The 23,538-nt window shown below is 64.1% G+C and carries 23 protein-coding genes; 9 read left to right on the plus strand and 14 right to left on the minus strand.

Annotated elements, in window-relative coordinates; all coding sequences use genetic code 11:
* Positions 1 to 4: 4 nt before the first annotated feature.
* On the minus strand, positions 5 to 811 hold the full coding sequence (locus ABIA40_RS25800; protein ID WP_404543863.1) for a lytic transglycosylase domain-containing protein: 807 nt from the start codon (positions 809 to 811) through the stop codon (positions 5 to 7).
* A 616-nt stretch (positions 812 to 1,427) separates the two neighbouring features.
* On the opposite strand from ABIA40_RS25800, the gene ABIA40_RS25805 reads away from it, so the two are divergent.
* Positions 1,428 to 1,664 carry a hypothetical protein gene (locus tag ABIA40_RS25805; RefSeq protein WP_404543865.1) on the plus strand — a complete coding sequence of 79 codons (237 nt, stop codon included), beginning with the start codon at positions 1,428 to 1,430 and terminating at the stop codon, positions 1,662 to 1,664.
* A 127-nt stretch (positions 1,665 to 1,791) separates the two neighbouring features.
* Here ABIA40_RS25805 and ABIA40_RS25810 read toward each other — a convergent pair whose 3' ends face one another.
* On the minus strand, positions 1,792 to 2,286 hold the full coding sequence (locus ABIA40_RS25810; protein ID WP_404543867.1) for a hypothetical protein: 495 nt from the start codon (positions 2,284 to 2,286) through the stop codon (positions 1,792 to 1,794).
* 318 nt (positions 2,287 to 2,604) lie between these two features.
* Here ABIA40_RS25810 and ABIA40_RS25815 point away from each other — a divergent pair, with 318 nt between their 5' ends.
* Entirely contained in the window at positions 2,605 to 3,597 is a 993-nt protein-coding gene (locus tag ABIA40_RS25815; RefSeq protein ID WP_404543870.1) for an ABC transporter substrate-binding protein, read from the plus strand.
* A gap of 223 nt (positions 3,598 to 3,820) precedes the next feature.
* Here ABIA40_RS25815 and rpoD read toward each other — a convergent pair whose 3' ends face one another.
* Together rpoD and dnaG are read right to left on the minus strand one after the other, a co-directional pair.
* Positions 3,821 to 5,962 (minus strand): RNA polymerase sigma factor RpoD, encoded by a 2,142-nt coding sequence (gene rpoD, locus ABIA40_RS25820; RefSeq protein WP_157285029.1) that lies wholly within the window; start codon positions 5,960 to 5,962, stop codon positions 3,821 to 3,823.
* A 378-nt stretch (positions 5,963 to 6,340) separates the two neighbouring features.
* Entirely contained in the window at positions 6,341 to 8,338 is a 1,998-nt protein-coding gene (dnaG, locus tag ABIA40_RS25825) for a DNA primase (protein ID WP_404543872.1), read from the minus strand.
* A gap of 264 nt (positions 8,339 to 8,602) precedes the next feature.
* Here dnaG and ABIA40_RS25830 point away from each other — a divergent pair, with 264 nt between their 5' ends.
* A complete protein-coding gene (locus tag ABIA40_RS25830; protein ID WP_157285031.1) occupies positions 8,603 to 9,166 on the plus strand; it encodes a chlorite dismutase family protein in 564 nt (187 codons plus the stop codon).
* 208 nt (positions 9,167 to 9,374) lie between these two features.
* Here the strand turns inward: ABIA40_RS25830 and ABIA40_RS25835 are convergent, their stop codons facing one another.
* Positions 9,375 to 9,773: a gamma-glutamylcyclotransferase gene (locus ABIA40_RS25835; RefSeq protein WP_271538887.1), complete on the minus strand. Its 399-nt coding sequence runs from the start codon at positions 9,771 to 9,773 to the stop codon at positions 9,375 to 9,377.
* A gap of 76 nt (positions 9,774 to 9,849) precedes the next feature.
* Between ABIA40_RS25835 and ABIA40_RS25840 the strand changes: the two genes are divergently transcribed.
* Complete coding sequence (locus ABIA40_RS25840) at positions 9,850 to 10,653, plus strand: N-formylglutamate amidohydrolase (RefSeq protein WP_404543875.1); 804 nt, start codon at positions 9,850 to 9,852, stop codon at positions 10,651 to 10,653.
* A gap of 4 nt (positions 10,654 to 10,657) precedes the next feature.
* Here the strand turns inward: ABIA40_RS25840 and ABIA40_RS25845 are convergent, their stop codons facing one another.
* Positions 10,658 to 11,278 carry a LysE family translocator gene (locus ABIA40_RS25845; protein WP_081494564.1) on the minus strand — a complete coding sequence of 207 codons (621 nt, stop codon included), beginning with the start codon at positions 11,276 to 11,278 and terminating at the stop codon, positions 10,658 to 10,660.
* 112 nt (positions 11,279 to 11,390) lie between these two features.
* On the opposite strand from ABIA40_RS25845, the gene ABIA40_RS25850 reads away from it, so the two are divergent.
* Together ABIA40_RS25850 and ABIA40_RS25855 are read left to right on the plus strand one after the other, a co-directional pair.
* Positions 11,391 to 11,705 carry a helix-turn-helix transcriptional regulator gene (locus ABIA40_RS25850; protein WP_271539814.1) on the plus strand — a complete coding sequence of 105 codons (315 nt, stop codon included), beginning with the start codon at positions 11,391 to 11,393 and terminating at the stop codon, positions 11,703 to 11,705.
* A gap of 28 nt (positions 11,706 to 11,733) precedes the next feature.
* The gene (locus tag ABIA40_RS25855) at positions 11,734 to 12,246 is read left to right on the plus strand and encodes an SRPBCC family protein (protein WP_271538889.1); all 513 of its coding nucleotides are present in this window, start codon (positions 11,734 to 11,736) and stop codon (positions 12,244 to 12,246) included.
* 154 nt (positions 12,247 to 12,400) lie between these two features.
* Here ABIA40_RS25855 and ABIA40_RS25860 read toward each other — a convergent pair whose 3' ends face one another.
* Positions 12,401 to 13,171, minus strand: a complete 771-nt coding sequence (locus ABIA40_RS25860) for a DUF2189 domain-containing protein (RefSeq protein WP_271538891.1) — start codon at positions 13,169 to 13,171, stop codon at positions 12,401 to 12,403.
* A 239-nt stretch (positions 13,172 to 13,410) separates the two neighbouring features.
* Here ABIA40_RS25860 and ABIA40_RS25865 point away from each other — a divergent pair, with 239 nt between their 5' ends.
* The gene (locus tag ABIA40_RS25865; protein WP_404543877.1) at positions 13,411 to 15,639 is read left to right on the plus strand and encodes an ATP-binding protein; all 2,229 of its coding nucleotides are present in this window, start codon (positions 13,411 to 13,413) and stop codon (positions 15,637 to 15,639) included.
* 75 nt (positions 15,640 to 15,714) lie between these two features.
* Here the strand turns inward: ABIA40_RS25865 and ABIA40_RS25870 are convergent, their stop codons facing one another.
* From ABIA40_RS25870 to ABIA40_RS25900, 7 genes are all read right to left on the minus strand, one after another.
* Positions 15,715 to 16,161 (minus strand): hypothetical protein, encoded by a 447-nt coding sequence (locus ABIA40_RS25870; protein ID WP_404543879.1) that lies wholly within the window; start codon positions 16,159 to 16,161, stop codon positions 15,715 to 15,717.
* Between the two features lie 2 nt (positions 16,162 to 16,163).
* The gene (locus tag ABIA40_RS25875; RefSeq protein WP_036009556.1) at positions 16,164 to 16,517 is read right to left on the minus strand and encodes a nuclear transport factor 2 family protein; all 354 of its coding nucleotides are present in this window, start codon (positions 16,515 to 16,517) and stop codon (positions 16,164 to 16,166) included.
* A 98-nt stretch (positions 16,518 to 16,615) separates the two neighbouring features.
* On the minus strand, positions 16,616 to 17,083 hold the full coding sequence (locus ABIA40_RS25880) for a MarR family transcriptional regulator (RefSeq protein WP_404543881.1): 468 nt from the start codon (positions 17,081 to 17,083) through the stop codon (positions 16,616 to 16,618).
* Positions 17,084 to 17,092: 9 nt separating this feature from the next.
* Positions 17,093 to 18,703, minus strand: coding sequence for an acyl-CoA synthetase (locus ABIA40_RS25885; RefSeq protein ID WP_404543884.1), 1,611 nt, complete (start codon positions 18,701 to 18,703; stop codon positions 17,093 to 17,095).
* Between the two features lie 186 nt (positions 18,704 to 18,889).
* Positions 18,890 to 20,026, minus strand: a complete 1,137-nt coding sequence (locus ABIA40_RS25890) for an epoxide hydrolase family protein (protein ID WP_404543886.1) — start codon at positions 20,024 to 20,026, stop codon at positions 18,890 to 18,892.
* A 126-nt stretch (positions 20,027 to 20,152) separates the two neighbouring features.
* On the minus strand, positions 20,153 to 20,608 hold the full coding sequence (locus tag ABIA40_RS25895; protein WP_225174196.1) for a GatB/YqeY domain-containing protein: 456 nt from the start codon (positions 20,606 to 20,608) through the stop codon (positions 20,153 to 20,155).
* 51 nt (positions 20,609 to 20,659) lie between these two features.
* Positions 20,660 to 21,370, minus strand: a complete 711-nt coding sequence (locus ABIA40_RS25900) for an alpha/beta fold hydrolase (RefSeq protein ID WP_404543889.1) — start codon at positions 21,368 to 21,370, stop codon at positions 20,660 to 20,662.
* A 146-nt stretch (positions 21,371 to 21,516) separates the two neighbouring features.
* Here ABIA40_RS25900 and carA point away from each other — a divergent pair, with 146 nt between their 5' ends.
* Complete coding sequence (gene carA, locus ABIA40_RS25905; protein WP_404543891.1) at positions 21,517 to 22,707, plus strand: glutamine-hydrolyzing carbamoyl-phosphate synthase small subunit; 1,191 nt, start codon at positions 21,517 to 21,519, stop codon at positions 22,705 to 22,707.
* A 223-nt stretch (positions 22,708 to 22,930) separates the two neighbouring features.
* A complete protein-coding gene (locus ABIA40_RS25910; RefSeq protein ID WP_404543894.1) occupies positions 22,931 to 23,452 on the plus strand; it encodes a hypothetical protein in 522 nt (173 codons plus the stop codon).
* The last annotated feature ends 86 nt before the right edge of the window (positions 23,453 to 23,538 follow it).

Genomic DNA, 23,538 nt, shown 5'->3' on the forward strand with positions numbered 1-23,538 from the left:
GCCGTCACTGCCCCATCAGCCGGTCCGCGAAATAGCCGATCGTCTTGCGATAGACCACCGCCCTGTTCCACTCACGCATCGCCTCGAAGTTCGACGTTCCCTCGCCATAGGGCTGGCCCATCTTGAAGCCGCTCGTGTGCAACAGGTTCGCGGTCGAGGCGAGCACGTCGGGGATGCTGTGGCGGAGGTCGACATGGCCGTCGCCGTCGAAATCGACGCCGTACTTGATGTAGGACGACGGCAAGAACTGGGTCTGGCCGATCTCGCCTGCATAGGCGCCGATCATGTCGCGCAGCTGCAGGTCGCCGCGTTGTACGATCTTGAGCGCGGCCAGCAGCTCGCCCTGGAACAGATCGGTGCGGCGGCAATCATGCGCGAGCGTCGCCAGCGTGCGGACCACCGGCAGCTTGCCGGTGTCGCCCTTGCCGAAATCGCTCTCGAGCCCCCAGATCGCGACGAGGATATAACGGGGCACGCCGAACTTCTGCTCGACGCGCGACAGCAGCGCGGCATGCCGCTGCAGCATCGCGCGCCCGCCATTGATGCGGCCCGGGCCGACGCGGGTCGCGACGTACTGCTCGAAGGTCTTGTTGAAGGTGTAGCGCTGGCGCCGGTCAAAGGCGAGAACCGCAGGGTCGGGTGTCACGCCACCGAGCGCCGCATTGGTCACACTCCCCGAGACGCCGGCGGCCTGCGCCTCCTGCGCCATGCTGGCGATGAAGCCGTTGAAATCGCCGCCGCAGCGGGCGGCCTGCGCCGCCCCGCCGGAGAGAAGCACGACGAAGGCAGCGGCGAGAAGCAGTCTCAGCATGTGGAGCAATCCCCCAGGAATCCCAGCGAAGCAGCGCTGAGGATCATGCCCGGGAACGGGATTCGCGTCAAAGCGACCGGATCGATCATAGCGGTGTCCGCTACCCGGCGCCGAAACAAAAACTGCAAAACAACCCCATGCACAGTAGACGTCAAGCGATGGCGTTTGCTATTTTTCCGAAACGACCTTGACCGTCGGGCAAAACAGTGCTATTGTGGCAACATCGCAGATTGCAGCCGTTGACGCCTAGGGGCTCTCGCCGCGCTTTCGAGGGCGCGGCAAGATGAACAAAGTACTTCGACGATCCGCCGCATCTGCTTTTCGAGATTGTGGGAAATTCACGATGGCCGTCAGCTGCATATCTGATGCGCGTGCTGCGACATCGTCACGCGACGATTGGCCTTGCCATCGCAGAGCGCAGGCGATAGCCTTCTATCTCAGGTTGTCGCCCCTGCCAGCCCCGGGCGACGCTGAAGCGATAAACGGCGGGCTTCGGCCCGCCGTTTATTCAAGGGCATGTATTGAAGGGGCTGGCGACGATCTCGAAAGTCATTTGCCCGAAAGTCATTGCCCTAAAGTCATTTGACTGCGGCGTCCTGATCGAGGACAAGCCGCCATGGCCAAAAAACCCGGAACCAACCCCAAAGGCGAATTCGCCTTCTTCAACGTCGTCTACGCCGACGAGTCCCAACGCTCCAACCGCCGCGTGCCGGCCGAGCTGCTCGGCGGCCTCGACGGCGACGAACCCGCCCGCGCCTTCATCATGGAGCAGGACCGCGAGATCGCGGAGAAGAGCGGCAAGCCGGCGCTGGAGATCAAGCGGATCGAACGGGTGGGGGCGAAGAAGAAGTAGGCGGGCCGTCATCCGAGGACTCCTCAGTCACCCGGCGTGGCGAGCCTCTTCATTCCATAGCCGACCGCTTTTGACCCAAAGCGAATTCTATTCCTGGTGAGGGGCAGATGGAATGTAAGTCGGCGCCTTAGCGTGCTACGGGCGTCGCGCGGACAACCCTGCCATTGCGGTCGGCATAAATCAGTCTGTCGTCAGCGAGGCGAATGGAGGATATCCGCGCGAAGGCCGACCCAGGGTCGCGCGGCGCCACAAAATCATCAGCCAGACGAAACCTTCCCCCTTCCAGCTTTTCCAGAACGAAATAGCGTTCCTTGGCGACTTGCGGGATTTCCATGAAGCGGACGGCAAACTCTCGTCCAACGGCGACAACGTCGTCATCGCTTCCCATGCCGTAGCCCGGAAACTTGATATTGCTGAGCTGACGCGCGACGTCGTGCCAGTCCGCGAAATCCGGGCCAACCTTCGCATCTGTCATCAGCTTCTCGACGCGCGGAATTTCCGATGCTGCAAGGTTGGCCGGATCGTTCTTGTAGTCGTCGTAATCGACATACTTCTTTGACAGCCGGATCTTCTCGCCACGGTAATCCATCTCATCGCTGCCGAACGCCTCGACATAGGCCATACGCCCGAGCACCACGGCGCCCACTGACGCCAGAAAGATACCTAGAGCGACTATCAACCTTCTGGATCGTGTCAACGTGCAATTCTCCAAGCTGCCCCTAAGGCGAGGACTCTATAACAACTAGCCTGCCATGCAGTCAGGCGCCATGACCGCCGTTGGCCCGTTGCTGGCCTTGAGCCTGATTGCCGTCGCGTCTGCTCTTGGGGGTAGGCCAGACAAACGGTAGGGCCGCTCCGCAGCCGATTTTGACCCAAAAGGGACATCCGGACTGGGATCTGCTACATTGTCTCAGTGCAGCCCTGGCACTGGGAGGGACACATGCGACGACGCGATTTCATTGCGTTTGTTGGTGTAGCATCCATGCTGCCTGCTGTGGCACACGGGCAACCTAGTAAAGTGCACCGGATGGCGATATTGCATCCATCGCACCCCGTAACAGAGCTAAACGAACTTAGCCGCTTTCGCTATTACCGGGAGTTCTTCAGGGAACTTCGTCGTCTTGGATATGTGGAAGGGAGCAATCTATTTATTGAACGCTTCTCCGGAGAAGGTCGCGTTGATGGTTATCCTAAGCTTGCGGGCGATGCCGCAGCTCTCAATCCAGACGTTGTTTTTGCGATTAGCGTTTCTCTGGTCCTTGCCATGAAGCACGCAACGCCAACAGTCCCCATCGTTGCCATGACCAGCGACCCCGTGGGTCACGGCATTGCGGCCAGCATCGCTCGGCCGGGCGGAAACATTACTGGCGTTACCGTCGATCCCGGCTTAGAGCTTTGGGCAAAACGCATCGAGATTCTGAGGGAGATTGCTCCTAAGATATCAAAACTCGGCATTTTAGCTACAAGAGCAAATCCGGAGGCAGCCGCAATGCGTGACGCGGCCGATAACGCCGGGATCACCGTTGTGGGCCCCTCTTATGTAGATAATGGGAGTGAGGAAGAATACCGAAATCTCATTGCGACAATGTCGCTGACAGGTGCCGATGCGCTCTTCGTCGACGGCAGTCCGGAGCACATTACAATGCGAAAACTAATCGTCGAGCTGGCGGCAAAGTCCCGATTGCCGACCATTTACCCGTTTCGTTCGTTTGTGGAAGCCGGCGGGCTGGTAGCTTATGGGATCGATCTGGTTGAGATTTTTCGGCGTGCCGCCGGTGCCATTGACCAAGTTCTTAGGGGCTCAAAGCCGGCCGACATTCCGTTTTATCAGCCGACAAAGTTCGAGCTCATCATCAATCGCGCGGCTGGAAAGGAAATCGGAGTAGTGTTCTCTGAGCAGCTACTTGCACGGGCCGACGAAGTGATCGAATGAGAAGTGTTCATTGACCGCTTTTGGCCCATCTCGGAAGTCGGGCACCGTCCGCTCTTTCGTTGCTGTTGGAAGCGGACATGGGTCGGGCAATCGCCCTGGTGAGTACAAACTGCAGCCTGGATTGCTTCGTCGCAAGCGCTCCTCGCAATGACGGGGCGAGAGCCGGGTCAAAGAAAAACGGCGGGCTGTTGGCCCGCCGTTTTCGTTCCGATTGAAATTCGGATCAATTATCCAAGAAGCTCCGCAGCTTCCGCGACCTGCTCGGATGCTTCAGCTTCCTCAGCGCCTTCGCTTCGATCTGGCGGATACGCTCGCGCGTCACGCTGAACTGCTGTCCCACCTCTTCCAGCGTATGATCCGTGTTCATACCGATGCCGAAGCGCATGCGGAGCACGCGCTCTTCGCGCGGGGTGAGCGAGGCGAGGACGCGCGTGGTGGTCTCGCGCAGGTTGGACTGGATCGCCGCGTCGATGGGCAGGATCGCGTTCTTGTCCTCGATGAAATCGCCGAGATGTGAATCCTCTTCGTCACCGACCGGCGTCTCCAGCGACAGCGGCTCCTTGGCGATCTTGAGGACCTTGCGGACCTTCTCCAGGGGCATGCCGAGCTTTTCGGCGAGCTCTTCCGGGGTCGGCTCGCGGCCGATCTCGTTGAGCATCTGCCGGCTCGTGCGCACGATCTTGTTGATCGTCTCGATCATGTGCACGGGGATGCGGATGGTGCGGGCCTGGTCCGCGATGCTGCGGGTGATCGCCTGCCGAATCCACCACGTGGCGTAGGTCGAGAACTTGTAGCCGCGGCGGTACTCGAACTTGTCGACCGCCTTCATCAGGCCGATGTTGCCTTCCTGGATCAGATCGAGGAACTGCAGGCCGCGGTTGGTGTACTTCTTGGCGATCGAGATCACGAGACGGAGGTTGGCTTCCACCATCTCCTTCTTGGCCTGGCGGGCCTCGCGCTCGCCCTTCTGCACGGAGTGCACGATCTTGCGGAACTCGACGATCTCGAGGCCGGTCAGCGCGGCGAGCTGATGCACCTCGTGGCGGAGGTCCTTGATGCGGTCCTTCTCGTGGTGGACGAAGTTCTTCCAGCCCTTGGCCGAGAGCTTCGAGACGCGGTTGAGCCAGCGCGGGTCTAGCTCAGAGCCGGTGTAGTTGCGCAGAAAGTCCTCGCGCGCGACGCCGTGGCTGTCGGCAAGGCGCATCAGGCGGCCCTCGTGCGAGACGAGGCGCTTGTTGATGTCGTAGAGCTGCTCGACGAGCGAATCGATACGCGCCTGGTTGAGGCGCAGCGACTTCACCTCGACGATGATCTCGTCCTTCAGCTTCTTGTACTTGCGCTCCTGGTGCGGCGAGAGCGACTCGTTCTGAAGCTGGTTCTGGATGTCCTGCTCCTGAAGCTTGCGCAGCTTCTTGTAGCTGTCGGCGATGCGGTCGAAGATCTCGACCACCTTCGGCTTGAGCTCGGCCTCGATCGCCGCGAGCGACATCTGGTTCTCGAACTCGTCGTCGTCCATGTCGGATTCGGCCGCGGCCTCGCCCGGATCCTTCTCCTCGCCGGCATCAGCACCGCCGCCGGCCGGCGCGGCGCGGAACGGGGTCGGCGACGGAGGCGCGGCGGGCGGCGCGACATGGGCGGGTGCGGCTGCAGACGCCGTGGCTTCGCCGCCCTCGGCGGGCGCTTCGCCGCCCTCGCCATTGGGACCTGCAATCATTGCGGCGTTCATGCCGCCCTTGGCGTCCGGGCCGGCATAGGTCGCTTCGAGATCGATGATGTCGCGGAGGAAGATCTTGCCCTCGTTGAGCTCGTCGCGCCAGATGATGATGGCCTGGAATGTCAGTGGGCTTTCGCAGAGGCCCGCGATCATCGCCTCGCGGCCGGCCTCGATGCGCTTCGCGATCGCGATTTCGCCTTCGCGGGAGAGCAGCTCGACCGTGCCCATCTCGCGCAGATACATGCGCACGGGATCGTCGGTGCGCTCGCCCGGCTCGCTCTTCTTGACCTCGGTGACGGCCTTCTGGGTGACCTCGACGAGCTCGTTATCGGTCTCGTCGTCGCCCTCGTCCTTCTCTTCCTCGCCTTCGGTGTCGTCGGCTTCGGTGACGTTGATGCCCATGTCCGAGAGCATCGACATGATGTCCTCGATCTGTTCGGGCGAGGTCTGGTCGGACGGCAAGACTTCGTTGAGCTGATCGAAGGTCACGAAGCCGCGCTTCTTGGCCTGCTTGATCATCTTCTTCACGGCCGCATCGGACAGGTCGAGCAAGGGCGAGGGCGCGTCCTGGGAATCCTTCTCCGGCGCATCCGCTGCCTTGTCGTCTTTTTCCTTGTCCTTCGCCTGCAGCGTCTTTGCCTTGGTGGCCATCCATTGCTCCTAAACGCGCTTCATGCGAGACGCATGCCCGCGCCTTCGCGTGAATTCACATGAACCTGTTGCTCGACGCTCTCGCTTCGGCAGCTCTCGACACGGAAAGGGCGGCGCACAAACCTCTCGCCACCCCCAACTCTCTCTCGCCGGAATTGCCTAACGCTTCGTCAGCCTCTTTGTCGCGGCGGATGCAGGTGTAGTGCCAACAGCGATTGCGCGGATTCATTCCTGACGCGTCTGTTATGCCTGCGGCCGCCTCTGGGCCAAAGTGCTACAAGACCGTTAAGCCTCGATTAACCCTGTTTTTGCCGCCAAACCTAGGATTTGGCGAGTCTTTTAGCGGTTCCAGCCGTGGCCGTCCGCATGATTCTTTCATCACATGCTCTTCTGGAGCCGGCCCGACAGCTCGCCAAAACCCTCGATCAGGGCCTCGGTACCGTCGACTTCCCCTATCCGAGCCTTGACGTCACGCAGCCACGCCAAATTGGCCTCGCTGGGATCCTCCCCCAAGGCCAGCTCGGCGTCTTTCAGCTCTCTAAGTAGTGAATGCCATTGCCGATGCAAGGCAACCAGCTGGTGCCAAGTGGCAAGAACGTCGTCCCGCGCCGCGCCCTCGCGGGCGGCCCACACCGCCTGGGTCGTGATGACATTCTCAACCCTTTGAAGAGTTTGAGAAAATCCGCCCTTTGCGAGGTCGCCGCGCATCTTTTCGGCCTGCTCGCCGGGGTCCGGCGAATGGTGATGGTCGTTGGCGAAGGCGGCGATGATGGCGGCCCGGAGCTTGTGGGCCTCCGGATGGGCCAGCTCCAGGGCGGCGACCTCCTCCAAATGCTCGTGCAGCAGCCAGGGGTGGTTGATCAGGGATTGCAGGATCAGCGCCTCCCGGCGGGAGATGGCGCTGCGCTGGCCCCGCAGGATCGGGCTTGCCGCCAGCTGCGGGCTCGCTGCCTGGTAGGGGCCGGAGGGCAGCGGGGTCGGACCCGGGGCGCCGCGACGGCCGCCGAACCCTTGTCCGCCGAATCGATTCGCCCCGCCCCGCGGCTGGAACGGGCGGCCGCCACCGGGGCGGAAATTGCCCCGGCCGCCAAAGCCGCGCCCGCCTTCGGGCGCGAAGGTGCGCTGCAGCCGCTCGACGAATTCGTCGCGATAATAGCGCCGCACCACCTCGTCGCGGATGCCGCCCGTGAGCTCCCTGATGCGGGCTTCAAGCGCGGCGCGCCGCTCGGGCGTTGCGAAATTGCCGCCCTCGAGCTCGCGCGACCAGATCATGTCGGCGAGCGGACGGGCAGCGCCGATCACCTCCTCGATCGCACCGCGCCCGCCGGAGCGCACGAGATCGTCGGGGTCCTGCCCTTCCGGCAGCAGCGCAAAGCGAAGACTCTTGCCGGGCGCGAGGAACGGCAAGGCAAGGTCCGCAGCACGATACGCCGCCTTCTGTCCGGCGCGGTCGCCGTCGAAGCAGAGGATCGGCTCGTCCGCCATCTTCCAGAGCAGCGCGAGCTGGCTCTCGGTGAGTGCGGTGCCGAGCGGCGCGACGCTGCCGGCAAAGCCGGCGGTGACCATGGCGATGACGTCGACATAGCCTTCGACCACGATCAGCGGGCTGCCGTCATGGGTGGCTTTGCGCGCAGTCTGGTGATTGTAGAGATTGTCGCCCTTATGGAAGAGCGGCGTCTCCGGCGAGTTCAGGTACTTGGCCGGAACGTCCTTCTCCAGCGCACGCCCGCCGAAGGCGATGACACGGCCGCGCAGATCGGTGATCGGAAACATCACGCGATCGCGGAAGCGATCGTAGGGAACGGGGATGTCGTCGCCGCCGATCAACAGGCCGGTCTCGATCATGTCCTCGACGGAGACGCCGAGCTTGCCGAGATGCTCCTTCAGCGCGAAGCGATCGGGCGGGGCATAGCCGAGGCGGAACTGCAATTGCGTCGCTGGCGAAATGGCGCGATCGGCGAGATAGCCGCGCGCTTTCGCGCCCACGCGCGAGGCCAGCGTCTCGGCGAAGAATTTCGCCGCGAGATCCATCACGTCATGCAGCGAGCGCCGCCGCTGCTCCTCGCGCGCGGCGTTGGGCGTCACCGCCGGCAGCGGCAGGCCCGCCATGTTGGCGAGCCGCTCCACGGCTTCCGCGAACGGCAGGCCGTCGGTCTCCATCACGAAGCTGATGATGTCGCCGTGCTTGCCCGAGGAGAAGTCGTGATAAAAACCCTTCTGGTCGTTGACGTAGAAGGACGGCGTCTTCTCCTGCTGGAACGGCGACAGCCCCTTCCACTCGCGCCCGGCCTTCTTCAGCTTGACGCGCTTGCCCACGACCTCGGAGACCGAAAGCCGGGCACGAAGCTCGTCGAGGAACTGGGGTGTGAAGCGCATGGGGCGAGTTTAGCCGAGCGTTTGAGTCGGGCGAAGGATCAGGGATATAGGGACGACCCGGTCAAGGGCCAGGTTTGTCGGGCTTATCCGGCTTATTCGACCTATGCACAGGGCCGTCATTCCGGGGCGCCCCCCGCAAGGGGCGAGCCCGGAATCCATTGCGCCGCCGGAATGCGGGGAGAAATGGACTCCGGGCTCGCGCTGCGCGCGCCCCGGAATGACAGAAAGCTTGAACCGCGCCCGGTTCCACGCTTCCATACCGCCATGTTCAGGACCTTTCGGGGCGGCCAGACCGGGGGTTGGCGGGTGACCTCGCTCTCGCCTGTGACGGGCGAGTCCCTGCCCTTCGTGCCGGCGCTGTCGGTGACCGACAGCGAGGCCGTCTCGTTGCCGCTGGTGCCCTCGCGCAATGCCTGGCGGCTGGTCGGCGTCGCCAGCAGCCTGCGCTACACCGAAAGGCCTGAGAAGCAGCAACTCGTCGCCGTGCAGGCCGGCCTCGGCCGGCTGGAGGCCACCAGCGCGGCGCTGATCCCGATCCGCAAGTCGCAGGCCTGGTGGGAGCTGACCCAGGAAGAGCGCCGCAAGATTTTCGAGGACAAGTCGCACCACATTGCCAGCAGTCTTCGTTTTCTGCCCGCGATCGCGCGCCAGCTCTATCATTGCCGTGATCTCGGCGGCCCCTTCGATTTCCTGACTTGGTTCGAATTCGCGCCCGCGAACGCCTCGCTGTTCGAGGAGCTGGTGGCGATGCTGCGGCGGACCGAGGAATGGACCTATGTCGAGCGCGAGGTCGACGTGCGCGTGGTGAAGGAAGTGCTGTCGGCTTGAAAGCGGGATGGCTTTAGGCTGGATCGATTGCCGCGGCTCGCTCACCTCTCCCGCAAGCGGGAGAGGTCGGCGCGAAGCGCCGGGTGAGGGCTTTCTCCTCTTGGGGATTGTCCCATTGCGGAAGCACCCTCTCCCCAGCCCTCTCCCGCAAGCGTGAGAGGGAGCCACCTCCGTCGTTGCAACAATCGAACCTAATTTCATCAAGCCTTTAATGCTCCAGGAAGCGCCCGGATGCGATGCGCGGCAGATCGGTGACGGGCCAATTGTAGACGTAGGTCCAGGCCTTCCCGGTGGCGCCGTCGGGCAGCGTCACCTCGATCATCTGTCGCAGATATTCCGTCGGCTCGGGAAAGCCCTCGCCGCAGGCCTCGTACATGTCGAGTTCGCGCAGGAGCTCGTCCGGCACGCGCAGCTGAAACAACTCGCCATGGACGATGTCGGTCGGCGCCTCGGAGAGCAGCAATCCCGGATAGTGCTTCACCAGAACGAGCCGGCCGCGGCAGGTGGCTTCACTGATGAATTCCGCATGGCCGGCGAGCAGCCGCGCCATGGGGTGGTCGAAGCCGCGCATCAGGGTGCCGTAAACGAAAAGTCTATCCGAGCTCATGCCGTTCCAACGTTGCGGCATCGGTGCGATACCGCTACTCCGTTTACACAGTTTGTCATTCCATAGGCAAATCAGGATGGCTTTGGACATAGCCGACGCAACCGACCAGCTGCTCGGCGAGGGCGACATTCCGCCCGTGCATGAGGTGAATGCGGCAGGGACATCGCCGTTCCTGCTCACCGCCGACCATTACGGACGGGTGCTGCCGCGCGCGCTCGGCGATCTCGGCGTCGCGGACAGCGATCTCGTCAGGCACATTGCCTGGGACATCGGCATCGCCGGCGTCGCCGAGCGGCTCGCGGCGATGCTCGATGCGCATCTGATCGCGCAGCGCTATTCGCGCCTCGTGATCGACTGCAACCGCCCGCCGGGCGTCGCAAGCTCGATTCCCATGATTTCCGAGGCGACCGCCATCCCCGGCAACGAGGATGTCTCGGCGGCGGCCAAGGAGATGCGCCGGCGCGAGATCTTCGATCCCTATCACCGCCGGATTGGCGCTGCGATCGATGCGCGCGTCGAGGCGGGCAAGCCGACGGTGCTGGTGGCGCTGCACAGCTTCACGCCGGTCTTTTACGGCGAGCCGCGGCCCTGGCACATCGGCACGCTGTATCACCGCGACACCGTGCTGCCGCGGCTGATGCTGCAGCATTTGCGGGCCGAGAGCGCGCTCGTCGTCGGGGACAACCAGCCTTATGCGGTGAGCGACATCACCGACTACACGATTCCAATCCACGGCGAGGCGCGCGGCCTCGTCAACACCGGCATCGAGATCCGCCAGGACCTGATCGCCGAGGAGAGCGGCCAGCAGCAATGGGCCGAGCGGCTGGCGCGGATCCTGCGCGAGATCGAGGCCGCGCTACGCGAGCAGGGAATGAGTTAAGCGGTCACTTCGCCCGCGTCAGTGCCAGCCAGATGCCGCCGCCGATCATGAAGCCGCCTGAGATGCGCGACACCATTCGCGTGCGCCGCGCCGAGAAGAATTTTCGGGCGCGCCCGGCGGCAATCGCGTAGAGCGCGTCGGTCATCACCGCCGTCACCATGAAGGTGGCACCCAGCAGCGCGACCTGCGGGAAATGCGGCTGGCTCATGTCCATGAATTGCGGGATGAAAGCGCCGAAGAACACCAGCACCTTGGGGTTCGACAGCAGCACCAGGAATCCCTGCAGGAAGAAGCCGCCGCGCGGCGGCGGAGGCGGCGCGTCGACATCGACGCCTTCGACCGGCTCCCAGATCAGCTTGATGCCGAGCCAGATCAGATATGCGGCGCCGGCAAAGCGCACCCAGTCGAACCAGTAGCCCATGGTCGCCATCAGCGAGGTCAGGCCGATCGCAACGATGCCGATGACGATGGCAAGCCCGGCCTGCGCGCCGGCCACGTTGATGAGCGCCGCACGCGTGCCGTGGCGCAGGCCATTGGCGATGACGAGGGTGACGATCGGCCCCGGCAGCAGCGCCAGCGCAATGCAGGCGGCGACGAAGGCGAGGTAGGCTTGCATGGACATCATGGGAGGACTCGCTGCGGTTCGGACGCATTAATGCATGGCCGAAGCTGGAACGGAAGTCGCGTGAGCCGTTCCATCTTGACACGCAACCATTTAGTTGCCTATTCTCACCGCCATGGATGAGGTCTTCAAGGCGCTCGCGGATAGCTCGCGACGTTCACTGCTCGACAGGCTTCACGCCAGGAACGGCCAGACACTGAACGAGCTCTGCGAGGGGCTTGCGATGACGCGACAGGCCGTCACCAAGCACCTTTCCATCCTGGAGGAAGCGAACCTCATCACCACCATCAGGCATGGACGCGAGAAGCTGCACTACCTCAACCCGGTGCCGATCCATCAGATCGGCGAACGTTGGATCAGGAAGTTCGAACGCAGCAGGCTCGCCGCGCTCAACGAGCTGAAACGTCAGTTGGAGAACGGCAACGAGTGAGTCCGCTCAACGAAGGATTTGATGAACGATGAACCTCGATCAATTCAAGCCGCTGATCGTCTACACCATCTACATCGCCTCGACGCCGGAGAAGGTGTGGGAGGCGCTGACGTCCGCCGAGTTCAGCCGCAAATATTTTTCCGGCTTTGCGGTGGAGATGGAGCCGAAGCTCGGCGGCAGTTTCGTCGTGCATGCGCCCGACGGCTCCGAGCACATCCGCGGTGAAGTGTTCGAATACGATCCGCCGAGGAGGCTGACGGTGAGCTGGAACGTCAATTGGCCGGACCTCGTGGAAAAGCTCGGCACCACCATTGTCACCTACGAGATCGAGCAGGCCGGCGAAGCCGTGCGCCTCACCCTGAGCCAGCGCCATGATCGCGAGCTCAGCGACGACATCCTTTCCGGCGGCCGCACCGGCTGGCCCGCGATCCTCTCCGGATTGAAGAGCCTGCTGGAGACCGGCAAGGCGCCGCATATCGAGATGTCCCCGCCGGTGCGGTTGCTGGAGGCGCTGAAGGCGATGGGGATCAAGGTGCCTTGAGCGAGGCAATCTCCGCTGTCGTCCCGGGGCGCGCGAAGCGCGAGCCCCGGACCCATAACCACAGGATGAAGTTTGGCGAAGACTCGTGGTTACGACTTCGCGCCCCAACTTCTCCCTGGGGTTATGGGCCCCCCGCCTTCGCGGGGGCGACGGCCTACACCGGCGCCACCAACCGGCGGTACAGGTGCCATGTCGCATGCCCGAGCACCGGCAGCGTGACCACCAGCCCGAGAAAATAGGGCAGCGCCGAGACGATCAACAGCATCACGATCAATGCGGCCCACGAGATCATCGGCAGCGGGCTCGTCACCACCGCGCGCACGCTCGTCACCATGGCCGTGACGAAATCGACCTCGCGATCGAGCAGCAGCGGGAACGACACCACGGTCAGCGAGAACAGGATCAGCGACAGCACGGCCCCGACCGCGTTGCCGATGGCCAGGAACAAGAGGCCCTCGCTGGTCGTCAGCACCACCGTCATGAACTCCTGCAAGCTCGAGAACGAGGCGTTGAGGCCGAGCAGCAGCGCGATCAGGAGCCGCACCTGGTACATCCAGACCACGAACACGAACAACGTCACGAAGGCCATCCAGCCGATCTCGCTGCGCGAGCGGATCGCGGACCAGATCGCAGCGAACGAGACCGGCTTGCCGCGCTCGCGGCGCCGGCTGACCTCGTAGAGGCCGATCGCAACGAACGGTCCGATCAGCGCAAAACCGGCAGCGAGGGGATAGACCAGGTAGACCATGCCGAGGGCGGTGAGACAGAGCATGATGACGATGCCGCCGGCGGCATAGAGCGCGCCGAAGCAGAGACCGTAGAGCGGCAGCGCCTGGAAATCGCGCAGGCCCAGGGCCAGCGCCTCGGCGATGTCGACCGCCGCCACGGGACGCACCACCGGATCGACCTTGCCCGAGATGGACATCAGCTTCCTCCGCAGATCGGCGCGATCTTCGTCGCGCGCATACCGCGATATTAGCGCCGCCGCGCGGCGGCGCAACTTGATGCCGGCCGGCGCGAAGGGTGGCAGCGAAAAGACGATGCTCGCACGGCGAAATCGTTAGCCTTTCGCGCGATTTTGCACCGACCGCTATGGACGGGGCAGATGATCGTGCCGCAAATTGCACCTCAGAATACCGTCGCCCGAGAGCCGATCGCCCACCGATGAGCCTGCGTACCCGGTTACTTATCCTCGTCATCGCGGCCATGCTCGTGCCGGCGATTCTGGTCGGGCTGCGCTTCGTGCAGAACCGGACGAGCGAGATCGACGCGGCGCTGGCAAATCTCGCCGCATCCGCCGACGACATCGCCAGCGATCTCGGCGAGAAGATCCAGGGGACTGCCCAGCTTCATTACGGGCTCGCCCGTGCCCGCGACCTCGACACGCGCGACAAGGCGGCATGCTCGGCGTTTCTGTCGGATGTCCGCGAGGAATATCCGCAGTTCACGGGTATCCTGACCATCGATCCCGACGGCAGGCTGTTCTGCGACTCGCTGCGGACCAACCGCACGCTCGACCTGAACGACCGCGGCTATTTCAAAGAGGTCAAGACTCTTCACGGCCTCGTCGCGGTGGAACCGGTGTTCGGCCGCCTCACCGGACTGTCGGTGCTGCAGATCGCCTATCCGGTGCGATCGGATACAGGCGCGCTGAAATTCGTGCTGCTGGCGTCCTTCAACCTGAACAAATTCGCGGAGTTTCACGACAAGCGGCTGCTCGCCGAGAAGGACATCCTGCTCGTCGACGCCAAGGGCACGGTCCTGGCCGCCCCCAAGCGCGGCGGCTGGAGCGTACCCATCGGCGGCTCCATTGCGGGCTCCGACCTGTTCCGCTTCGCGGCAGATCCCGACGGCGAACCATTCCGGGAGATCGCCGATCGCGACGGCCGCACGCAGATCTGGGGCGTTGCCCGCTCGCCCGCGATCCGCAAGGCCGGACTCTATATCTTGGTGGGGCGGTCCAAGGACGGACTGATCGCGGCAGCGAACCGCCGGCTTTACGAGGACATGGCGATCCTGGCGGTCGCCTCGCTGCTGCTCCTCGCCGGCCTCTGGATCCTTACGACGGTGAGCATCGGACGGCAGGTCGGACGGCTCGCCGCCATGGCAAAGAGTCTCGGGCACGGCGATCTCAGCGCGCGCATTCCGGAGCCCCACCCGGGGGGCGAGCTCGGCGGGTTGATGACGCTGCTCAACAGCACGGCCGAATCGCTCGAGCAGCAGCGCGCCGCCATTGCCGATCTCAGCCACAAGCTCAGCCAGTCACAGAAGATGGAAGCCATGGGCCAGCTCACGGGCGGCGTGGCGCACGATTTCAACAATCTCCTGACCGTCATTCTCGGCAATTCCGAGCACCTCGCCGACAGGCTTGCGGGCAACGAGGAATTGCGCCGGATCGCCGACGACATTGCGACCGCCGCCGAACGGGGTTCCGACCTGACGCGGAGCCTGCTCGCCTTCGCGCGCAAGCAGCCGCTGCGGCCGCGCGAGATCGACATCGCCGAGCAGGTGACCGGCATGGAGCAGCTTCTGCAGCGGACCCTGGGCGAGCATATCGAATCCAGCTTCACGTTCGCACCGGATCTCTGGCTCGCCAGCGTCGATCCCGGCCAATTGGCGACGGCCGTGCTCAACCTCGTGCTCAACGCGCGCGACGCGATGCCTGACGGCGGCAAGCTGATGGTCGAGGTGCGGAATGCATCGCTCCGTGAATCCGACCTCGACGTCAACGGCGAGCCGCGGCCCGGCGACTACGTCATGCTGGCCGTGAGGGATACCGGGTCCGGCATGAGCAGCGAGGTGTTGCAGCGCGCGTTCGAGCCGTTCTTCACCACCAAGGAGGTCGGCAAGGGGACCGGCCTTGGCCTCAGCATGGTCTACGGATTTGCGCGGCAATCTGGCGGACTCGTGCAGATGCAGTCCGAACCGGGTCAAGGCAGCGTGGTCAGGCTGTTCTTTCCTCGCCTGCCGACGTCATCGAGCGAGGAGCCGTCAGCGGCATCGCGTGTCGCCGCACCCGAGGGATACGAGACGATCCTCGTCGTCGAGGACGACGACATGGTGCGCGCCTATGTCGAGAACGAGCTGAAGGCGCTCGGCTACCGCGTCATCACGACGTCGAACGGTCCCGCGGCGCTGGACGTGCTGCGCCGGTCGGGGGACATCCAGTTGTTGTTCACCGACGTCGTGATGCCCGGCGGCATGTTCGGGCCGGAGCTGGCGAGGCAGGCCGTTCAATTGCGGCCCGGCCTCAAGGTGCTCTTCACGTCCGGCTACAGCCAGAATCCGGTCAAGACGCCCGACGGGATCGACGCACGCATTCTGACCAAGCCGTTCCGGCGCAAGGAGCTCGCCGCGATGCTGCGCGCGGCCCTTGCGGAGCCGCCGCGCTAAAGCGCGATGCGGTTAGGATGAATCGTCATCGCGCTTTAGATTGTTGTTTGAGCATGATCTGTTCGGAAAACCGCTTCACACTGACGCGATCGTGAGCTGCAGCGCCACTGCGATATTGGCCGCGAACAGAGCCGCGTCGATGACGAAGATCCGGAGCATCGGGCCCTTCAACACCGGCCAATAGGCCACCCCGACGCGGCCACCGCGCATCAGCACCGGCACGTTATAGGCGAACTGGCTGAAATGGCAGGCGGCAAAGAACAGGAAGAGCGCGAGCTGCGCTTCGACCGGCTGGAAGAAGGACGGACGGGCGGCCAGGAGATAGAGCGACAAGAGCCCGATCGGCAGATTCATGCCGCCGAGGAACGCGACGCTTGCTGCAAGGGTCGGCGCGATCGGATTGCTGCGCTCCTCCCGCGGCAGCAGGATCTTCAACGTGTTGGTTTGCGCGATGCTGAACTGGATGAACGCGCCCACGAACCAGAGCGTGTTGAGGAGCAGGACGATATCCGAAAATCGCATGGTCATTTCCCGTAGAAGGCTTCGCTGCGCACCACACGGCCCGCATCGTCGAAGTCCATGAATTCGCTGGCGCGCGTATCGCCCAATTGCCACCACACCGTCAGTCGCGCGATCGCCTCGTCCCAGCTCCAGTCCAGGATCTTCAGGTCGGCGCTTTCGATGTGGCCGTAGGCTTTCCGCCAGTAGGCGCGAATGTTCTCGGCGCCGGTGACGGTCGGAGACCCCGTCAGGGTGAGCGCGAGAGGGCTGCGCATCTGCGCATCGTCGGCGAAATGGGCGACGACAGCGTCGATGTCCACTTTGCACCAGTTCGCGCACCATGCCGCGACGAAGCTTGCGGCGGCCGCGCGGTCCATTGCCTGTCCGCTCACGACACGGATCCTCCCTTCGCCTTGTGGCCAGGAAGGTGGCAAAACGCGCGCCTCATGTCAACTATGTTGACTTGAGATTTCGGTCAGTTGTTGTCGGCGATCGCCTCCATCACGCCGATCCATCCCGCCGCACCGCTCGCCCCGGCGCGCGCGAACGCCTCGCGCAGGACCTGGCGCTCGTGATCCGAGGCGCGTTGCTCGATGCGCCGCCCCGCTTCCGTCAGGCGCAGCAATTTCGAGCGGTGCTGTTCCGGCGCGCGCTTCGACGTCAAGAGCTTGCGCTCGAGGAGCAGATTGAGCGGCCGGTTGAGGGCCTGCTTGGAAATGCCGAGGATCTCGATCAGCGCGCCGATGGCGATATCGGGCCGGCGCGCCACAACGTAGAGGATGCGATGGTGCGGACGCGACAGGCCCTGCTTGGCCAGATATGCGTCGGCCTCAAGCGTCATGCCGCGCCAGCCGTAATACATGAGCTCCAGCGCCGTATCGAGCTCGTGCAGCTTTGCAAGCGAGGCGCGGTGAAGCCCCGCGGCTTGAACCGTCTTTGCCATGATTGGAAGCTAGCCTCTCGCCCGCAGCTCGCGGCGCAGCACCTTGCCGGTCGCCGTCATCGGCAGCGTCGCCGTGAATTCGACGAAGCGCGGATATTCGTGCGCGGCAAGCTGCACCTTGACGAAGTCCTGAATCTCGCGCGCGAGCGCGTCGCTGCCGGCAAAGCCCGGACGCAGCACGATCCAGGCCTTGATCGATTCGGTACGGATCGGATCGGGAATGCCGACCACCGCAGCCATGGCCACCGACGGATGTTTCATCAGCGTGTGCTCGATCTCGGAAGGGCCGACGCGGTAGCCGGCGGTGGTGATGACGTCGTCCTCGCGACTGACGTACCAGAAATAGCCGTCCTCGTCCTGCACGCCGAGATCGCCGGTGAGCAGGAAGTCGCCGGCATATTTCTTCGCGGTCGCCTCCGGATTGCGCCAATAGCCAAGCATGGTGACGGGGCACGGCTGGCGCACGCCGATGATGCCGCGCTGACCCCGCGGCAATTCCTCGCCCTTGTCGTTGACGATGCGGACATCGAAGCCGGGCGTTGCCTTGCCCATCGAACCCGGGCGGATCGGAAACAAGTTCGCGTTGCTGCCGATCACGAGGTTGCACTCGGTCTGGCCGAACACCTCATGCGCGTCGACACCAAACGTCTCGCGCACCCAGCCGAGCAATTCACCCCCGAGCGATTCGCCGCCGGTGAAGATGCTGCGCAGCTTGACGCCGGAATGCTTGACGCCGGCCTGCCGCATCAGCTTCAGCGCCGTCGGCGGCAGGAATACGTTGCGGACGGCAAGATCGGCCATCATCTGCATCGCCGCCTGCGGCTCGAATTTCCGCGCGCGATGGCCGACCAGGGGAATGCCGTGGTACCAGAACGCGAGCAGACCGTTGATGAGCCCGCCGATCCAGGCCCAATCCGCCGGCGTCCACATGAGATCGCCGGGCCTGGGCAAGAAGTTGTGGCACATCTCCACGTTCGGCAGATGGCCGAGCACGACACGATGCGCATGCAGCGCGCCCTTCGGGTTACCCGTCGTGCCCGACGTGTAGATGATCAGGGCGGGATCGTCGGCCGAGGTGTCCGCGCGCGTGAAGTCGGGCGAAGCGGCCTTCACCGCATCCCAGAACGATGTCGTGCGGGCGGGCACGCGTGCGCCGACGATGTAAACGTTGCTCAGCTCCGGCAGGCGGTCGCGGATCTTGGACAGCTTTTCCCAGCCGGCTTCGTCGGTGACGATCGCCTTGGCCTGCGAATTCGACAGACGGAATTCCAGCGCGTCCTCGCCGAACAGGGCGAACAGCGGGATCGAGATCAGGCCGGAGCGAAACGCCGCCATGTGCACGATCGGCAGTTCCAGCGACTGCGACAGGAACACCGCGACGCGGTCGCCGCGGACAAGCCCGTCCGTCTTCAGCACATTGGCGAAGCGGCGCGACATCTCCGCGATCTCGTCGAAGGTCGTGCGGCTGGTGGCGCCGGTGTCGTCGACATAGATCAGCGCAAGTCGGCCGGTGCCGTCGGCATGGCGATCGCAGCACGCTTCCGCGATGTTGAAGCGCGCGGGGACATCCCAACGGAAGTTGCGGACGAGTTCGTCGTAGGTTGCGGCTTCGGTCAGCATGGTATGGTCGTTTCCAGTGTCTTGTTATTATCGTTCAGTCTAGGGCCGCGGGCGCACGGGACAAGTCCCTCGCCGTCATTCCGGGGCGCCCGAAGGGCGAGCCCGGAATCCATCGGGCCACAGGAAACGCCGCTTGATGGATTCCGGGTTCGACGCTAGCGCGTCGCCCCGGAATGACAGCGGAGGCTACCGCACCGTTGCGAAGAACTTCCGGACATCGCGCACGAACAGCTCCGGCTGCTCGAATGCCGCGAAGTGACCGCCCTTCTCCATCTCGCTCCAATGCGTGATGGCATGGAAGTTCGGCTCCATCCAGCGCCGCACCGGCGTGATGATCTCCTTTGGAAACACCGCGACGCCCGTCGGGACCTTCACCACCGGCGTGGTGCGGCGCTTGCCAAAGCTCTCCCAATAGAGCCGCGCCGACGAGGTCGCCGTCTGCGTCGCCCAATAGAGCGTGACGTTGTCGAGCAGCTCGTCCTTGCTGAAGATGTTTTCGGGGTGGCCATTGCAATCGGTCCAGGCCCAGAACTTTTCCAGGATCCAGGCCGCCTGTCCGCTCGGCGAATCCGTCAGGCCATAACCGAGCGTCTGCGGCCGCGTCGATTGCTGCTTGGAGTAGCCGGAATCGAGATCGACATAATGCTTGAGGCCCACCAGCGCCCGTTTCTCTTCTGGCGTCGGCTCGCCCTCGACCTTCGGCGCCGCGTTGAATGCGAGCGTGATGTGGATGCCGGCGCAATGAATGGGGTCCTGCGCGCCGAGCGAGGTCGTCACCGCCGAGCCCCAGTCGCCGCCTTGGGCGCCATAACGCGCGTAGCCCAGGCGATCCATCAGCTTGGCCCAGGTCGCGGCAATGCGATCGACGCCCCAGCCCGTGGTCCTTGGCTTACCCGAGAAGCCGAAGCCCGGCAGCGAGGGACAGATCACGTGAAAGGCGTCGGCGGGATTGCCGCCATGCGCGGCAGGATCGGTGAGCGGCGCGATCACCTTCTGGAACTCGACGATGGAGCCGGGCCAGCCGTGGGTGATGATCAACGGAAGCGCCGAAGGCTCCTTCGAGCGCGCATGAATGAAGTGGATGTCCAGCCCGTCGATCTCGGTGGTGAACTGCGCGAAGCGATTGAGCTTTGCCTCGCGCGAGCGCCAGTCATACTCGTTGGCCCAATAGGTGCAGATCTCCTGGATCCATTTCAGCGGCGCGCCCTGGCTCCAGTCGTCGACCAGCTCCGCATCCGGCCAGCGCGTGCGGGCGAGGCGTGACTTCAGGTCGGCGAGGATGTCGTCGCCGATGGCGATGCGAAATGGCTTGACGGTGGTCATCGTGCCTCCCCTTGTTCTTGTTGTCATTCCGGGGCGCGCGTAGCGCGAGCCCGGAATCCATTTCGCAACGGAGTCGGAAGCCCGATGGATTCCGGGTTCGTGCTCCGCACGCCCCGGAATGACGACTTAGCCCGACAGCGCTGCCTTCACGAGACCGGACGCCTTGCCGAAATCCATCTGTCCCGCGTATTTCGCGCGCAGCGCGGCGATCACCTTGCCCATGTCCTTCATGCCGCCCGCGCCGGTCTCGGCGATCGCATCCGCGATCGCCTTCTTCACGTCGTCGTCGGACATCTGCTTCGGCAGATACGCCGAGATCACCGCGATCTCCTCGCGCTCCTGCGCGGCAAGCTCGGCGCGCCCCCCCTTGTCGTAGAGCTCGACCGCCTCCTGACGCTGCTTGATCATCTTCTGCAGCACCGCCAGGATGTCGGCATCCGACAGCGGCGGCTTGCCGCTGCCGCGCGCGTCGATGTCGGCGTTCTTGATGGTCGAGTTGACCATGCGCAGCGTGGACAGCTTGCGCTCGTCCTTGGCCTTCATGGCCTCCTTGACCGCATTGTTGATGTCGTCGCGCAGCATGATCGTGATCCCTTCGAATATCCAACGCTTGATCTAGGCCGTTCGTGGCCTTCAGACAACCTCGGTTCGGAGCCATTCGGTCAGCGCTTGAACGGTCGCCTCCGGCTGTTCGGCTTGCGGCAGGTGCCCACAGCGATCGAGGATCACGAGCCTGGCGCCGGTGATCCCCTCGGCCATCTCCTTGGAGAAGGCGTTGGGGATGGTGTTGTCGGCATCGCCCGTCAGCACCAGCGTCGGGCATGTGATCGTCGCCAGCAAGGAGCGCGAATCCACCCGTGCGATGATCGCGGTCTGCTGCCGCAGATAGCCTTCGACGCCGACGTCCTCGTCCTGCGCATGCACGAGCGCGAGAATCCCGGCATCGTCACGCCGCGACGGATGCACGAGCTCCGGAAAACTCTCCTCGCGCACGGCGCGCAGCTCGCCGCGTCTGGCGCGCTCCATCTGGGCACGGCGGCGTGCGGTGGCTTCCGGCGTGTCGGGCCGCGCCTGCGTGTTGATCAGCGCGAGCTTTGTCACGCGCTCGCTGGCCTGGCGCATGATCTCGAAGGCGATGTAGCCACCCATGGAATGGCCGGCGAGGGCGAAGCGCGGCGGCGCCTCGGCGAGGATGCGGCGGGCGATCGCCGCCATGCTGTCGTCGCGGATGTGGTTGGCGACCGTCACCGGCCCGAAACGCCAGAGCGCAGGGATCACGGACGCATAGATCCGGGCCGAGGACGCCAGCCCCGGAACCAGCACAATGGGGGTGGTCTGGTCCATTATTGCCTCGCAAGCCCAGGAAATTGCCGGAAATTGTGCGGCCGAGCTTAAGGGTGGGAGGAGGCCTGTCAAATATGCAAAAACGCATGTGAATCGGCCTTCTCTCGCTTTGACGTGCACACGCGGGGGGCTTATGAAGCGGGCTCATGACACAACATGACAACGATCCCGCCTGGCCGGACCACAAACCGACCGCGCTCCTCGTGCTTGCCGACGGCACGGTGCTGGAGGGCTTTGGTCTCGGCGCCGAGGGCCACGCCGTCGGCGAGGTCTGCTTCAACACCGCAATGACCGGCTATGAGGAGATCCTGACCGATCCCTCCTATGCCGGCCAGCTCATCACCTTCACCTTCCCGCATATCGGCAATGTCGGTACCAATGAGGACGACATCGAGACGGTGAACATGGCCGCGACGCCCGGCGCGCGCGGTGTGATCCTGCGCACCGCGATCACCAATCCCTCGAACTACCGCGCCACCAAGCATCTCGATGCCTGGCTCAAGGCCCGCGGCATCATCGGCCTTTCCGGCATCGACACCCGCGCGCTGACCGCGCTGATCCGCTCCAAGGGCATGCCAAATGCCGTGATCGCGCATTCCAGAACCGGCGAGTTCGACCTGCACGGCCTCAAGGAAGAAGCGCGCGAGTGGCCGGGCCTCGAGGGCATGGACCTCGTGCCGATGGTGACGAGCGGCCAGCGCTTCACCTGGGACGAGACGCCCTGGGCCTGGGACAATGGGTTTGGCAGGCAGGACAAGCCCGAGTTCAACGTCGTCGCCATCGACTACGGCATCAAGCGCAACATCCTGCGCCTGCTCGCCGGCGTCGGCTGCAAGGTGACGGTGGTGCCGGCGACGACCCCGGCCGAAGACATCCTGGCGTTGAAGCCGGACGGCGTGTTCCTGTCCAACGGTCCGGGCGATCCGGCCGCGACCGGCAAATATGCCGTGCCCGTGATCCGCGACGTGATCAAATCGGGCACGCCGACCTTCGGCATCTGCCTCGGCCACCAGATGCTGGGCCTTGCCGTCGGCGCCAAGACCAAGAAGATGCATCAGGGCCATCACGGGGCCAATCACCCCGTCAAGGACGAGACCACCGGCAAGGTCGAGATCACCTCGATGAACCACGGCTTTGCCGTCGACGAGACGACGCTGCCGAAGGGCGCGACGCAGACCCACATTTCCTTGTTTGATGGGTCCAACTGCGGCATCCAGCTCGACGGCAAGCCGGTATTCTCCGTGCAATACCATCCCGAGGCCTCACCCGGCCCGCGCGACTCGCATTATTTGTTCCAGCGCTTCGCCGATCTGATGCGGCAGAGGAAGAGGGCGTAAGGCGCGTTCTCCCGGAATACTTCACCACAAAAGTCCGGGCTCGCCCGGACTTTTTCATCCCGGGGCGCGCGTAGCGCGAGCCCGGAATCCATCTGGCAACAGACTCTGCAGCGCCATGGATTCCGGGCTCGACGCTGCGCGTCGCCCCGGAATGACGGTGGAACGAGGAACGTCGCCGTACGCGTTTAGTTGATCCCTGCTATTCTTGCGCAGGAGCACAGCCATGTCCGTCGTCCGCGACAAGGCCGAGACGCTCGCCATTGTTTTCGAGGATGACGGGCTCGTGCCGAACAACATCCTTCCGTTCCTGGTCTACCAGGGCGCGGTGAAGCTCGACCCAAAGCGCCCGGAAGAGACTATCGAGAATCTGTTCGAAGCGAACGGCTGGGGCGGGACGTGGCGCAACGGCGTCTACGATTATCTGCATTATCATGCGACGGTGCATGAGGTGCTCGGCGTCGCGCGCGGCAGCGCCCGCGTGCGTTTCGGCGGCGATCACGGCCAGGAGCTGGACATCAAGGCCGGCGACGTCGCGATCCTGCCCGCCGGCACCGGACATCAATGCATCAAGGCGAGCGATGATTTTTGCGTGATCGGCGCCTATCCGCCAGGCGCAAAAATGGAGATCACGCGCGCAACGCCGGAGAACCATGTGAAAGCGCTGAAGACGATTCCGCAAGTGGCGCTGCCGCCGGCTGATCCCGTGACCGGGAAGGACGGCGCGCTGATGCGGCTGTGGCGGTAACTACGAGCGCGGTGCGGTAGGGTGGGCAAAGGCGCGCCCCTGCGCGCCGTGCCCGCCACTCCATCCGCACACTCCTGTTGGTGGGC

It is taken from the genome of Bradyrhizobium sp. USDA 223 (assembly GCF_044909005.1).
In the GTDB taxonomy this organism is placed as follows: domain Bacteria; phylum Pseudomonadota; class Alphaproteobacteria; order Rhizobiales; family Xanthobacteraceae; genus Bradyrhizobium; species Bradyrhizobium yuanmingense.